Genomic DNA, 13268 nt, shown 5'->3' on the forward strand with positions numbered 1-13268 from the left:
GACATGGCTCGTCTTCAAACGCATTACCGCGAAACAATCGTGCCCGGCCTGGTCGAGAAATTCGGCTACAAGTCGGTTATGGAGGTGCCCCGCATCACCAAGATCACGCTCAACATGGGCGTGAGCGAGGCCGTCGCCGACAAGAAGGTCATGGACCACGCTGTGGGTGACCTGACCAAGATCGCCGGCCAGAAGCCCGTCGTCACGAAGTCGAAGAAGGCTATCGCCGGCTTCAAAATCCGTGACGCGGTGCCCATCGGTGCGATGGTGACCCTGCGCGGCGTCCAGATGTATGAATTCCTGGATCGTTTCGTGACGATCGCACTGCCGCGAGTTCGCGACTTCCGGGGTATCTCCGGTCGCTCGTTCGACGGTCGTGGCAACTACAACATCGGCGTCAAAGAACAGATCATCTTCCCCGAGATCGAATACGACAAGGTGGATGCTCTGCGTGGTCTGAACATCAGCATCACGACGACTGCCAAGACGGACGACGAAGCCAAGGCTCTCCTGGCTGCGTTCAAGTTCCCGTTCAAGAACTGAGGTGATCTGTGGCTAAAACTTCCATCAAGCAACGTGAACTGAAGCGCGAAGCACTCGTCGCCAAGTTCGCGAAGAAGTACGCAGAGCTGAAGGCCATCATCGACGACAGCAAGAAGTCGGATGAAGAGCGTTACGCCGCTCGCCTGGAGCTGCAGAAGCTTCCCCGCAACGCCTACCCGACCCGCCTGCGCAACCGCTGCGAGTTGACCGGTCGTCCGCGCGGCACCTTCCGCAAGTTCGGCCTGGCCCGTAACAAGATTCGTGAGCTGGCCTTCAAGGGCGACATCCCCGGTGTCGTCAAGGCCAGCTGGTAATCGGCCCGATTAGGAGAAATCGCAATGAGCATGAGTGATCCTATCGCCGATATGCTGACCCGGATTCGCAACGCACAGATCGTTGAGAAGCCCAGTGTCGTCATGCCGTCGTCGAAATTGAAGGCCGCGATCGCCAAGGTCCTGAAGGACGAAGGCTACATCGATGACTTCGCCATTCGTGGCGAAGCTGCCCGCCCGGAGCTGGAAATCGCGCTGAAGTACTACGCTGGCCGTCCGGTCATCGAGCGTATCGAGCGCGTCAGCCGCCCCGGCCTGCGCATCTACAAGGGCCGCCACGACATTCCTCAGGTCATGAATGGCCTGGGTGTGGCCATCGTCACCACGCCGCAAGGCGTGATGACCGACCGCAAGGCACGCCAAGCCGGTATCGGTGGCGAAGTCCTCTGCTACGTCGCCTAAGCGAGAAAGAGAGACAAGCAATGTCCCGCGTAGGAAAAATGCCGGTCGCCATTCCGCAAGGCGTGGATGTGACCGTGTCGGCTGAGTCGATCAGCATCAAGGGTTCTCTCGGCACGCTGGTGCGTACCGCGAACAAGCTCGTCAACGTCACGAACGAAGCTGGCAAGCTGAACTTCGCGCCGGCCAACGACTCGGCTGAAGCCGATGCGATGAGCGGCACGATGCGCGCGCTGGTGGCCAACATGGTCAACGGTGTCAGCAAGGGCTTCGAGCGCAAACTGAACCTGGTTGGCGTGGGTTTCCGCGCCCAAGCCCAGGGTCAGAAGCTCAACCTGCAGATCGGTTTCTCTCACCCCGTGGTGAAGGACATGCCGGCTGGTATCAAGGTCGAGTGCCCCACCCAGACCGAGATCATCATCAAGGGCGCTGACCGTCAGGTCGTCGGCCAGATCGCCGCCGAGGTGCGTGCCTTCCGTCCGCCTGAGCCCTACAAGGGCAAGGGCATCCGATATTCGGATGAGAAGGTCTCCCTCAAAGAGACCAAGAAGAAGTAAGGAGCAGCGCCATGATGACCAAGAAAGAACAACGCCTGCGTCGTTCGCGCCAGACCCGCGCTCGCATTGCGATCCAGCGCGTGGCCCGTCTGACGGTGTTCCGCTCCAACCTGCATATCTACGCCCAAGTCGTCTCGGAAGACGGCGGCAAGGTGTTGGCTGCAGCCTCGACGGCCGAGAAGTCGGTTCGCGAACAGCTGAGCAGCAACGGCGGCAACGTCGCCGCTGCCACGCTGGTGGGCAAGCTCATCGCCGAGAAGGCCAAGGCCGCTGGCGTCGAGAAGGTTGCCTTCGACCGCTCCGGTTTTGCCTACCACGGCCGTGTCAAGGCCCTGGCCGAAGCAGCCCGCGAAGCCGGCCTGCAGTTCTGACGCATCAAGGAATACGAAATGGCAAAGTTTCAACCCCGCGGCGCGCAGGCTGAAGCCAACGACGACGGCCTGAAGGAAAAGATGATCGCGGTTAACCGCGTCACCAAGGTTGTCAAGGGTGGTCGTACGCTGTCCTTCGCTGCTTTAACCGTGGTCGGTGACGGCGATGGCCGCATCGGCATGGGCAAGGGCAAGGCGAAGGAAGTGCCGGTTGCTGTGCAGAAGGCCATGGAGTCGGCTCGCCGCAACATGGTCAAGGTCAACCTGAAGAACGGCACCATTCACCACAACGTGGTGGGCGAGCACGGCGCTGCGCACGTGATCATGGCTCCGGCTCCTGCTGGTACCGGCGTCATCGCCGGCGGCCCGATGCGCGCCGTCTTCGAAGTGATGGGCGTGACCGACATCGTGACCAAGAGCCACGGTTCGACCAACCCTTACAACATGGTTCGCGCCACGTTGGACGCTCTGAAGCGTTCGACCACGCCAGCCTCTGTCGCTGCCAAGCGCGGCAAGACGGTTGAAGAAATCTTCAACTGATCGCGGAGCACAACATGTCTGACAAGAAAACCGTGACGGTCAAGTTGGTGCGTAGCCCCATCGGCTGCCGTGCCTCGCACCGTGCCACCGTGGTCGGCCTGGGTCTGCGTCGGCTGAACAGCCAAAGCACCCTGGAAGACACGCCCGCAGTGCGCGGCATGATCAACAAGATCGCCTATCTGGTGCAGGTGCTCTAAGCACGGCACACAAGAGGACAAGACGATGGAACTCAACACGATCAAGCCCGCAGAGGGCTCCAAGCACGCCAAGCGCCGCGTCGGCCGCGGCATTGGCTCGGGCCTGGGCAAGACCGCAGGTCGCGGCCACAAGGGTCAGAAGTCCCGCGCTGGCGGTTACCACAAGGTTGGCTTCGAAGGCGGCCAGATGCCGCTGCAGCGTCGCCTGCCCAAGCGTGGTTTCAAGTCGCTGACGCTGAAGTACAACGCCGAGATCACGTTGTCGGACCTGCAAGTGCTGGCCGGCGAAGAGATCGACGTGTCGACGCTGAAAGCTGTCGGCCTGGTGCCGCAGCTGGCCAAGTCGGTCAAGGTCATTCTGTCCGGCGCCATCGAGCGCAAGGTCACGCTGAAGGGCGTGAACGCCACGAAGGGCGCCAAGGCGGCCATCGAGGCGGCTGGCGGCTCTGTCGCTTAAATCCAGCGCACAAGGAACTGACTCAGCGTGGCTACCAACGCGAATCAGCTGGCCAAGAGCGGCAAGTTCGGCGACCTGCGTCGTCGACTTGTGTTCTTGCTGTTGGCTCTGGTCGTCTACCGCATCGGGGCGCATATCCCGGTGCCCGGTATCGACCCGAACCAGCTCGCCCAATTCTTCAAGGGTCAGGCCGGTGGCATCCTGAGCCTGTTCAACATGTTCTCGGGCGGCGCGCTGTCGCGCTTCACCGTGTTCGCGTTGGGCATCACGCCTTACATCTCGGCGTCCATCGTTCTGCAGCTGATGACCTACGTCGTGCCGACGCTGGAACAGCTGAAGAAGGAAGGCGAAGCCGGACGCCGCAAGATCACTCAGTACACGCGCTATGCGACGCTGGGTTTGGCTCTGTTCCAGAGTCTGTCGATCGCGCTGGCGCTGGAAGGTTCCGCCGGTCTGGTGCTGAACCCTGGTTTTGGCTTCCGCCTGACCGCGGTGTCCAGCCTGGTGGCCGGCACGATGTTCCTGATGTGGCTGGGTGAGCAGATCACCGAGCGTGGTCTGGGCAATGGCATCTCGATCCTGATCTTCGGCGGTATCGCTGCAGGTCTGCCGGGTGCGATCGGTGGCTTGTTCGAGCTGGTGCGTACCGGCGCGATGGGTTACGGCTCTGCGCTGGTCGTGATCTCGCTGGTCGTGCTGGTGACCTTCGCAGTCGTGTTCGTCGAACGTGGTCAACGCAAGATCCTTGTGAACTATGCGAAGCGCCAGGTCGGTAACAAGGTTTATGGCGGCCAGTCGTCGCACCTGCCGCTGAAGCTGAACATGTCGGGCGTGATTCCGCCGATCTTCGCGTCGTCGATCATCTTGCTGCCGACGACGGTGGTGAGCTGGTTCGCGACTGGTGATGGCCTGCGCTGGTTGAAGGATCTGGCCGGGATGATTGCCCCGGGGCAGCCGATCTATGTGTTGCTGTACGCGGCCGCGATCATCTTCTTCTGCTTCTTCTACACGGCGCTGGTCTTCAACAGCCGTGAGACGGCAGACAACCTGAAGAAGAGTGGCGCGTTCATTCCGGGCATTCGTCCGGGTGAGCAGACGGCGAAGCACATCGACAAGATCCTGTCTCGGCTGACGCTGGCTGGTGCGATCTACATCACGCTGGTCTGCTTGCTGCCCGAATTTTTGACACTCAAGTACAACGTTCCGTTCTACTTCGGTGGCACCTCCCTGTTGATCATCGTCGTCGTGACGATGGACTTCTGGGCTCAAGTGCAAAGCTACATCATGAGTCAGCAGTACGAATCACTGCTGAAGAAGGCCAGCTTCAAGCCCAATTGAGGGCCAAGCTGTTCTAAGGAAATATCTGTTTTAACCCACACGAAGTGTTGTCATGTCGAAAGACGACGTCATTCAGATGCAGGGTGAGGTTGTTGAAAACCTGCCCAACGCAACGTTTCGTGTGAAGTTAGAAAACGGGCATGTCGTCCTCGGGCACATCTCCGGCAAGATGCGGATGCATTACATCCGTATCCTTCCCGGTGACAAAGTGACCGTGGAATTGACACCCTACGATTTGAGTCGTGCTCGCATCGTGTTCCGGGCGAAGTGAGCTGTTTGAACCCCCGGACGCGTGTGAGCGCAAAAGAAGTTAGGCCAAGGAGCAGACCATGAAAGTTTCGGCATCCGTGAAGCAGATGTGCCGCAATTGCAAGATCATCCGCCGCAAGGGCGTGGTGCGTGTGATCTGCACCGACCCGCGCCACAAGCAGCGCCAGGGCTGAGCCCCGAGCAGCGCACGACAGGACTAGAGGACAACCATGGCACGTATTGCTGGTATCAACATTCCGCCGCAAAAGCACACTGAGATCGGTCTGACCTCGATCTACGGCATTGGCCGTACGACCGCCCAGAAGATCTGCACGAACAGCGGCATCCCGTTCGACAAGAAGGTCAAGGACCTGACTGACAGCGATCTCGAAAAGATCCGCGACGAGGTCAACAAGCTGACCATCGAAGGTGATCTGCGCCGTGAGCAGTCCATCAACATCAAGCGTCTGATGGACCTCGGTTGCTACCGTGGTTTCCGTCATCGCCGTGGCCTGCCGATGCGCGGTCAACGCACCCGTACGAATGCCCGTACCCGCAAGGGTCCGCGCAAGTCGGCTGCGACCGGCAAGAAGTAAGCTGCCCGAACTGAAAGAAGGTCAATATGGCAAAGGCTCCCAACAATTCGGCGGCTCAGCGCGTTCGCAAGAAGGTCCGCAAGAACGTTGCTGACGGCATTGCGCACGTCCACGCTTCGTTCAACAACACCATCATCACCATCACCGACCGTCAAGGCGGCGCCCTGTCCTGGGCATCGTCGGGTGGACAAGGCTTCAAGGGCTCGCGCAAGTCGACCCCCTTCGCAGCCCAGGTGGCGGCTGAAGTGGCTGGTCGTGCCGCTCAAGAGCAAGGCATCAAGAACCTCGACGTCAAGATCAAGGGCCCTGGCCCGGGTCGCGAATCGTCGGTGCGCGCCCTGGCTGCGCTCGGCATCCGCATCAACTCGATCTCTGACGTGACGCCGGTGCCGCACAACGGCTGCCGTCCGCAGAAGCGTCGTCGCATCTAATACCTGCACCCAAGTCCCCACCACTTGGTGACACGTATATTGCAGAATCGGATGGCGGTGCGATAATCGCTCGTTTTCCCGGAGCCGGCGGGCACTTCAGTGCCTCGCCGGCTTCAGTCTTGAGTCGACCCCATTTAGGGGCGCCTCATAAGCCCACCGTCCAAGCCCATAAAAACACCGGCTGGACTCGCGCCAGGCAGCGACGGCTGCAGGCGTCAGATTGAACAAGGACACGCAAAGTGGCACGTTACCTCGGCCCCAAGGGCAAACTTTCCCGCCGTGAAGGCACTGACCTCTACCTGAAGAGCGCCCGCCGCGCCATCAGCGACAAGGTCAAGTTCGACTCCAAGCCCGGCCAGCACGGCCGCACCTCGGGTCAGCGCACGTCTGACTTCGGTCTGCAACTGCGTGAAAAGCAGAAGGTCAAGCGCATGTACGGCGTGCTGGAGCGTCAGTTCCGCCGTTACTTCGCCGAAGCCGAGCGCCGCAAGGGCTCGACCGGCGTGAACCTGCTGCAACTGCTGGAATCGCGTCTGGACAACGTCGTCTACCGCATGGGCTTCGGCTCGACCCGCGCAGAAGCCCGTCAGCTGGTTTCGCACAAGGGTGTCACGGTGAACGGCGAAGTCGTCAACATCGCGTCGTACATGGTCAAGGCTGGTGACGCCGTCGCCGTGCGCGACAAGGCCAAGAAGCAGCTGCGCGTGACCGAGTCGTTCAAGCTCGCCGACTCCATTGGCCTGCCGGCTTGGGTGACCGTCGACGGCACCAAGCTCGAAGGCGTGTTCAAGAAGGCTCCTGACCGCGACGAGTTCGGCGCCGAGATCAACGAATCGCTGATCGTCGAGTTGTACTCGCGTTAATGTTTTCCCCCGCCGACCACGCCCACCCGGGTGCGGTCGGCGTTTCCTCGTCCGGGCTTTTGCCCTTCGAAGGCTCTGCCCCGGCTGGTCCTCAGCCTTATCGGTGTAACGAACCGAGGGTATTGAAAGAAAGACCTCATGCAAACCAACTTGCTCAAACCCAAGTCCATCAATGTGGAGCCCCTGGGCGGTCATCGCGCCAAGGTCACCCTGGAGCCGTTCGAACGCGGCTACGGTCACACCCTGGGCAACGCCCTGCGCCGTGTGCTGCTCTCGTCGATGGTGGGGTATGCGCCTACGGAAGTGACGATTGCTGGCGTGCTCCATGAGTACTCGGCCATCGACGGCGTGCAAGAGGACGTGGTTCACATCATGTTGAACCTGAAGGGCGTCGTCTTCCGCCTGCACAACCGTGAAGAAGTGACCCTGGTCCTTCGCAAGGAAGGCGAAGGCCCCGTCACTGCGGCTGACATCCAGACCCCGCACGACGTCGAGATCATCAATCCCGAGCACGTCATCGCCCACCTGTCGCAAGGCGGCAAGCTCGACATGCAGATCAAGGTCGAGAAGGGCCGTGGCTACGTGCCCGGCACGATGCGCCGCTTCGGCGACGAGCCGACCAAGAGCATTGGCCGCATCGTCCTCGATGCGTCGTTCTCGCCCGTCAAGCGCGTCAGCTACGCCGTTGAAAACGCTCGCGTCGAGCAGCGTACCGACCTGGACAAGCTGGTCATGGAAATCGAAACCAACGGCGCCATCTCGCCCGAGGAAGCGATCCGTGCTTCGGCCAAGATCCTGGTTGAACAGCTCGCCGTGTTCGCCCAGTTGCAAGGCACCGACCTGGTCGACGCCTTCGACCAGCCGGCCCAGCGCTCCAGCAGCTTCGACCCGATCCTGCTGCGCCCGGTCGACGAGCTCGAACTGACGGTGCGTTCGGCCAACTGCCTGAAGGCCGAAAACATCTACTACATCGGCGACCTGATCCAGCGCACCGAGACCGAGTTGCTGAAGACCCCGAACCTGGGTCGCAAGTCGCTCAACGAAATCAAGGAAGTGCTGGCTTCGCGCGGCCTGACTCTGGGCGCCCGCCTGGAAAACTGGCCGCCGCAAGGCCTGGACAAGCGCTAAGCATGTCCCCCCGGCCGGTGGATCCACCGGCCCGCCCCCCACAGGGCAGAAGTTTGAAAGATGGGTGGCGCGTTGACCAACGCCACCCGGTGCACCCGGCAGTACCTGATACGGCTGCTGGCATTAACGAAGTGAAAGGAATAGCACCATGCGTCACCGTAACGGCCTCCGTAAACTCAACCGCACCAGCGCCCATCGCCAAGCGATGCTGCGCAACATGTGCGTCTCGCTGCTGCAGCACGAAGCCATCAAGACCACGGTCCCGAAGGCCAAGGAACTGCGTCGCGTTGTTGAGCCCCTCATCACGCTCGCCAAGGAACCCACGCTGGCCAACCGCCGCCTGGCTTTCGACCGCCTGCGCGACCGCGACATCGTCAGCAAGCTCTTCAATGAACTGGGCCCGCGCTTCGCCGCACGGCCGGGCGGCTACACCCGCATCCTGAAGATGGGCTTCCGTGTTGGCGACAACGCGCCCATGGCTTTCGTTGAACTGGTGGATCGCGCCGAAGGCGAGACCGCTGGCGAAGCCGTCGAATAAGTTCAGCCTCAGCTGATCTGCAAAGCCCGCTTCGAGCGGGCTTTTTTGCGCCCGCCGTTGTGCGGGCTTCTTTGTGGCGGCGTCGGTGACGGCCTACGCCATCGGTTCACCGGGCCTGACGGTGCGTCTGCGCTGACGGGTGCACAGTGTGGGCGACAGATCTCAGCAAAGGACGTCCCATGCCCAAGACCCACGGTAACCGCGGCGGACCGGTGGAACACAAGGTCAGCGATTTCGCGACCACCAAGTCGACCCAAGGCCAGACGCTGACCAAGAACGCCAAGGCGCCCGCCCGTCAGGATGACGGCACGGCCCGTGACGCTCCAAAAGGCCCGCCCCAGCACAAGATCTAGCATCGCCAGCGCCGCCCGCCGGCCGACAGCACATGCGGGGACGCCAGCCCGTCCGGCAAAGCCGTCATTCACGCCCGCGGCAGCGTCCATTCGCCGCGGTACTCGTGGCGGGCGTTGCCCACATGGCTCAGCACCAACGCAAAGCGGCGCATCGTCCAAGCCACGGGCGAAATGGTGTGCTCAGGCACCACCTTGCCGCAGTTGTAGACCATCGTCATGTGCGGCTTGTCGACTGCATCGGGCTTCAGGCCGAAGCGGCGGAGCATGGCTATCAGAGGACGAGACAGCCTTGCTACGGCCGCGTTGGTCGCCGTGTCACCCAGCAGCATGAAAGCACCATCCGCGGAAAAGCTGCACGCGCGATCAAACACCATGGGCAGGGCGGGGCACGGGAACCGGCTCGCTGCGGCGTTGGCAGCGGCGATCACCGCTTGATCCAGCACGTCGTGCTTGTTCAGGCTGCAGAGCGTGACGTGGGCGCGCTCAGGCACTTGAACAGCGTTTCGCAACCCATGTCCGCGCGCTAGAGCACCGCCGTGCGCGCAGAGGCGATTGCTGTCTTCCGGCTCAGCGAATCCGGCAAAGAACAGGCTGTAGCCGAGTGGGTCGCGTTCGCCGGCAAGGCGCGAAGGCAGGTACCTGGATGAGCGCGGTTCCATCCCGGCCAGAGGCAACTGGGTGTGAAGAGCCGTGCCACGAAAGGCGCTCATGAAGCGCCGTAGCTCGACCGGGTCCCTGACCGGTTCGTAGCCCGAGGTCTCCCAGGGGTTCAGCAACGGCTGGGCGGGCCGGCCTTTCGCATGCTTTTCCATCATGAAGACTGTATAAAAAAACAGTATTCAATCTTGATGCAGTGGCGGTTCGATTGCAAGCCTCAGCCCAGAGGCAACCAGTGCAGGCTGCCATCCCCGAGCACAGCCACCTGCGCGCCCAGCGCGGCAAGGTCGGTACGGCGCAGCGTCAGTGCACCCGTCAGCCCGCCGAACGCCGGCAGCACCAGCGCGTGCGGGTAGCGCACGAAGCACGGCCGGCGCAGCCGGTCGCCCGCGCGACTGTGCACCACGATGGCCGGGTGCAAGTGGCCTGCAAGCGTGAAGCCCGGTGCGCCGACCGGTGGCGGCTCATGCGCTGCCGTCAGGACGCCTAACGGCAAAGGCTTGCTGACCACTGCCATGGGCAAGCCTTCGGGGTGGATGCGCCGGTCGTGGTTGCCCAGCACCAGCGTCGTCGGCACACGGGTGGCGAAGGCGGCCACCGCGTCGATCAGCGCCGCCACCATGCCCTGCGCGCCGTGCCAGAAATCTCCCAGCACGATCAACCGTGCCGCGCTGTGCGAGGTGACCAGCGCCTCCAGCCGCGCCAGCGTCCTGGCGCTGCTGCCAGCCGGCACGGCCTGGCCCTGTGCACGGAAGGCGGCGCCCTTGCCCAGGTGCAGGTCCGCCGCGAACAGCGTGCGCGTGGCCGGCCACCACACCGCGCCGTCCGGCAGCAGCCATAGCGTCTCGCCTGACACGTTCAGCTGCAGGCTCATCGCCGCCTCCGCCGTTCCCGCGTGCGTGGCGCCGCTTTGTCGCGCTCCTGCCCGAACGACAGCCGCTCGCCCACATTCTGCGGCGCCTCGCCGCCGCCAGCTGCCGCTTCCAGCTCCGCCAGCATGCGCGACAGCCGCTGTGCGAGCGACTCCGTCGTCACACGCTCGCGCAGCATCTCCACCAGCAAAGGGAAGGCCAGCGGCGACGTGCGCGCCGGCCGCTGCACGTCCAGCGGCAGTGCAGCGAGCTTGTCCAATGTGCGCGCCAGCGCACCCACGTCCAGCTCGGCGGACAGCAGTTCGTCTTCGGCCTGGCGCAGCAGCCGGTTGGTCGGGTCGTGCTGGCGGAACACGTCGAAGTACAACGACGACGAGGCCTGCAACTGCCGTTGGCTGCGCGCCTCGCCGGGGTGGCTCTGGAAGATCAGGCCCGAGATGCGCGCGATCTGGCGAAAGCGCCGGCGCGCCAGCTCGCTGGCGTTGAGGCTGGCCAGCACCTCGTCGCGCAACTGTTCGCGGCTCACCGGTGCCAGCAGTGCGGGCAGGCGCGCGGCCCAGTCCACGTCGGTGGCGCTCAGCAGCTCCATGCCGTAGTCGTTGATCGCCATCGTGAACGTGGCCGGCGTGTCCCGCCCCACGCGCCAGGCCAGCAGCGATGCCAGCCCCAGGTGCACCGTGCGGCCGGCAAACGGGTAGAGGAAGAGGTGAAAGCCGTCGGCACTCTTCTGCACCTCGGCCAGCAGCCGCTGCGGGCCGGGCAGGGCGGACCACTCGGCCTGCAGCTTCAGCAACGGCGCGACGAAGCGCATCTCCGCGTCGGCGTAGCGGCCCTGCGCGGCTTCGTCCAGGCGCACCAACATCGCGTCGGCCAGCGTGTCGGACAGCGGGAATTGCCCGCCGCCCCAGCGCGGCAGCAGCGCGCGGCCGGCCTTGGCCAGGCGCACATAGGCGGTCAGCCCCTCCGTGCGCACCAGCTCCAGCGCGCGGCCGCCGAGCAGGAAGACATCGCCCGCCTTCAGCCGCGCGATGAAGCTTTCCTCCACGGTTGCGATGCGCCCGCCAGTCAGGAACTGCACGCTCATCGTCGCGTCCGACACGATGGTGCCGATGTTGCTGCGGTGCCGCCGTGCCAGCCGCGCATCGGGCACGCGCCAGATGCCATCCTCATCCGGCACGACGCGTTGGAAATCCGGGTAGATGCGCAGGCTCTCGCCGCCGTGGCGAACGAAAGCCAGCGCCCATTGCCAAGCGTCGTCGCTCAGCTGCCGGTAGCTCGGCGCGGTGCGCACTTCGGCCAGCAGCTCGTCGGGTCGAAAGCCGCCGCCTAGTGCGACCGTGACAAGGTGCTGCACCAGCACGTCCAGCGGCGCCTTAGGCTGGCGGCGCGGCTCGATGTGGCCGGCCTTGACGGCCGCACGCACGGCCGAGGCTTCGACGATTTCAAGGCTGTGCGTGGGCACCATGGTCACGCGCGAGCGGCGGCCGGGCGCGTGGCCGCTGCGGCCGGCACGCTGCAGCAGCCGTGCGACGCCTTTGGCCGAGCCGATCTGCAGCACCTGCTCAACGGGCAGAAAGTCCACACCCAGATCCAGGCTGGCGGTGCAGACGACGGCCTTCAGCTGGCCGGCCTTCATCGCCGCCTCCACCCAGCGGCGCACTTCCGCATCCACCGAGCCATGGTGCAGCGCCACCTGCCCCGCCCAGTCCGGCCGCGCGTCCAGGAGAGCCTGGAACCATCGTTCGCATTGTGAGCGGGTGTTGGTGAACACCAGCGTGCTGGCCGTAGACTCGATGCGAGCGATGACGCCGGGCAGCATCGCCAGACCCATGTGACCGGCCCAGGCGAAGCGTTCGATGCGGCGCGGTAGTAGTGTGTCGATGTCGATGGCCTTGTCCTTCGCGCCCTGCACGAGCACGGCATCTGGCGCCAGCGTGTCGCGCGCTTCGTCCAGGTTGGCCAGCGTGGCGGACAGGCCCCAGGTCATCAGCGACGGGTTCCAGCGGCGCAGGCGGGCGAGGGCGAGTTGCAGCTGTACGCCGCGCTTGGTGCCGAGCAGTTCATGCCATTCGTCGACGACGACGAGGCGCACGCGTTTCATCACGTCGGGGGCGTCGGCGCGGGAGAGCATCAGGCTCAGGGACTCCGGCGTCGTCACCAACGCGGTGGGCCAGCGGCGTTGCTGGGCGGCGCGTTCGCCGCTCGTGGTGTCGCCGGTGCGGGCGGCGAGGGTCCAGTGCGGGGCGAGGGTGGAGGCTGCGTCCTGCAAGGCCAGCAGTGTGTCGTGGCTGAGGGCGCGCATAGGGGTCACCCAAAGGACGGTCAGCGGGGCCTCTTGGTTGAAGAGGGCTTGTAGGGCGCCGAGCCAGACGGCGAGGGTCTTGCCGGAGCCGGTGGTGGCATGGAGGAGGCCGGAGTGGCCGGCTTTCATTTCCTTCCAGACGTTGCGTTGGAACGGGAAGGCTTTCCAGCCCTTGTTTTCAAGCCACGTTGTGATGGGGTTAGCCATTCGTTGCTGCGTCTTGAAAGGCCGGGCCCATGCCGGGAGTCCCGCCCGGCGGCGGGGTAACTTTCTTCTGCGGGGCCAGAAGAAAGTCACCAAAGAAGAGGCGCTGAACCGCACACGAGCAGCAAGTGCCGTGTGCAGGGGACAAAGCGTCAACGGTTTGGCGCCCAGACGCGACCCGCTGCGCTCTCGCTGCTGTCCCTGTGACGAGCACCATCCATTGCCCCTTCACGCCGGTTAACGCCGGCTGCATGCCGGGCTTATCAGGGAGTACCGCGTCGCCCGAGCGACGCTGAATTCGTATTTCTCGTGAGCCCGGCGTGCAGCCGCGCGTTAGGCGG

General features: G+C 63.7%; 20 protein-coding genes. 17 read left to right on the forward strand and 3 right to left on the reverse strand.

The window, feature by feature from the left end; translation table 11 throughout:
* The first annotated feature begins 3 nt into the window (after positions 1–3).
* The 17 genes from rplE to AC07V5_RS27770 all read left to right on the forward strand — a co-directional run bounded on the left by rplE (position 4) and on the right by AC07V5_RS27770 (position 8892).
* Positions 4–543: a 50S ribosomal protein L5 gene (gene rplE, locus AC07V5_RS27690; protein ID WP_495118841.1), complete on the forward strand. Its 540-nt coding sequence runs from the start codon at positions 4–6 to the stop codon at positions 541–543.
* Positions 544–551: 8 nt separating this feature from the next.
* Positions 552–857, forward strand: coding sequence for a 30S ribosomal protein S14 (gene rpsN, locus AC07V5_RS27695; protein WP_056194224.1), 306 nt, complete (start codon positions 552–554; stop codon positions 855–857).
* A gap of 24 nt (positions 858–881) precedes the next feature.
* Positions 882–1277, forward strand: a complete 396-nt coding sequence (rpsH, locus tag AC07V5_RS27700) for a 30S ribosomal protein S8 (protein ID WP_495118842.1) — start codon at positions 882–884, stop codon at positions 1275–1277.
* A gap of 20 nt (positions 1278–1297) precedes the next feature.
* Positions 1298–1831 (forward strand): 50S ribosomal protein L6, encoded by a 534-nt coding sequence (gene rplF / locus AC07V5_RS27705; protein WP_495118843.1) that lies wholly within the window; start codon positions 1298–1300, stop codon positions 1829–1831.
* A gap of 11 nt (positions 1832–1842) precedes the next feature.
* Positions 1843–2202, forward strand: coding sequence for a 50S ribosomal protein L18 (gene rplR / locus AC07V5_RS27710; RefSeq protein ID WP_495118844.1), 360 nt, complete (start codon positions 1843–1845; stop codon positions 2200–2202).
* Positions 2203–2220: 18 nt separating this feature from the next.
* Complete coding sequence (gene rpsE, locus AC07V5_RS27715; protein ID WP_495118845.1) at positions 2221–2742, forward strand: 30S ribosomal protein S5; 522 nt, start codon at positions 2221–2223, stop codon at positions 2740–2742.
* A 14-nt stretch (positions 2743–2756) separates the two neighbouring features.
* Positions 2757–2939, forward strand: a complete 183-nt coding sequence (gene rpmD / locus AC07V5_RS27720; RefSeq protein ID WP_056194210.1) for a 50S ribosomal protein L30 — start codon at positions 2757–2759, stop codon at positions 2937–2939.
* 25 nt (positions 2940–2964) lie between these two features.
* Positions 2965–3396 (forward strand): 50S ribosomal protein L15, encoded by a 432-nt coding sequence (gene rplO, locus AC07V5_RS27725; RefSeq protein ID WP_495118846.1) that lies wholly within the window; start codon positions 2965–2967, stop codon positions 3394–3396.
* 27 nt (positions 3397–3423) lie between these two features.
* Positions 3424–4734 (forward strand): preprotein translocase subunit SecY, encoded by a 1311-nt coding sequence (gene secY, locus AC07V5_RS27730; protein ID WP_495118847.1) that lies wholly within the window; start codon positions 3424–3426, stop codon positions 4732–4734.
* Positions 4735–4786: 52 nt separating this feature from the next.
* On the forward strand, positions 4787–5005 hold the full coding sequence (gene infA / locus AC07V5_RS27735) for a translation initiation factor IF-1 (protein WP_007869286.1): 219 nt from the start codon (positions 4787–4789) through the stop codon (positions 5003–5005).
* A gap of 58 nt (positions 5006–5063) precedes the next feature.
* Positions 5064–5177, forward strand: a complete 114-nt coding sequence (gene rpmJ / locus AC07V5_RS27740; protein WP_056194202.1) for a 50S ribosomal protein L36 — start codon at positions 5064–5066, stop codon at positions 5175–5177.
* Positions 5178–5213: 36 nt separating this feature from the next.
* Positions 5214–5579 (forward strand): 30S ribosomal protein S13, encoded by a 366-nt coding sequence (rpsM, locus tag AC07V5_RS27745; protein ID WP_119046648.1) that lies wholly within the window; start codon positions 5214–5216, stop codon positions 5577–5579.
* Between the two features lie 26 nt (positions 5580–5605).
* Positions 5606–6010 carry a 30S ribosomal protein S11 gene (rpsK, locus tag AC07V5_RS27750; protein WP_056194196.1) on the forward strand — a complete coding sequence of 135 codons (405 nt, stop codon included), beginning with the start codon at positions 5606–5608 and terminating at the stop codon, positions 6008–6010.
* A 239-nt stretch (positions 6011–6249) separates the two neighbouring features.
* Positions 6250–6873 (forward strand): 30S ribosomal protein S4, encoded by a 624-nt coding sequence (rpsD, locus tag AC07V5_RS27755; RefSeq protein ID WP_348010325.1) that lies wholly within the window; start codon positions 6250–6252, stop codon positions 6871–6873.
* A gap of 138 nt (positions 6874–7011) precedes the next feature.
* Entirely contained in the window at positions 7012–8001 is a 990-nt protein-coding gene (locus tag AC07V5_RS27760) for a DNA-directed RNA polymerase subunit alpha (RefSeq protein ID WP_056194188.1), read from the forward strand.
* 148 nt (positions 8002–8149) lie between these two features.
* Positions 8150–8539 (forward strand): 50S ribosomal protein L17, encoded by a 390-nt coding sequence (gene rplQ / locus AC07V5_RS27765; RefSeq protein ID WP_495118848.1) that lies wholly within the window; start codon positions 8150–8152, stop codon positions 8537–8539.
* A 179-nt stretch (positions 8540–8718) separates the two neighbouring features.
* Positions 8719–8892 (forward strand): hypothetical protein, encoded by a 174-nt coding sequence (locus AC07V5_RS27770; protein ID WP_495118849.1) that lies wholly within the window; start codon positions 8719–8721, stop codon positions 8890–8892.
* Positions 8893–8960: 68 nt separating this feature from the next.
* On the opposite strand, the gene AC07V5_RS27775 is transcribed toward AC07V5_RS27770, so the two are convergent.
* From AC07V5_RS27775 to AC07V5_RS27785, 3 genes are read right to left on the reverse strand one after another with little or no spacing between them, the layout of a single operon-like run.
* On the reverse strand, positions 8961–9707 hold the full coding sequence (locus AC07V5_RS27775; protein ID WP_495118850.1) for a hypothetical protein: 747 nt from the start codon (positions 9705–9707) through the stop codon (positions 8961–8963).
* A 59-nt stretch (positions 9708–9766) separates the two neighbouring features.
* Positions 9767–10423: a ligase-associated DNA damage response endonuclease PdeM gene (gene pdeM / locus AC07V5_RS27780; protein WP_495118851.1), complete on the reverse strand. Its 657-nt coding sequence runs from the start codon at positions 10421–10423 to the stop codon at positions 9767–9769.
* On the reverse strand, positions 10420–12930 hold the full coding sequence (locus tag AC07V5_RS27785; RefSeq protein ID WP_495118852.1) for a ligase-associated DNA damage response DEXH box helicase: 2511 nt from the start codon (positions 12928–12930) through the stop codon (positions 10420–10422). The genes pdeM and AC07V5_RS27785 overlap by 4 nt, the downstream gene beginning before the upstream one ends.
* Positions 12931–13268: the final 338 nt, after the last annotated feature.

Source organism: Roseateles sp. GW821-FHT02E12 (assembly GCF_059421665.1).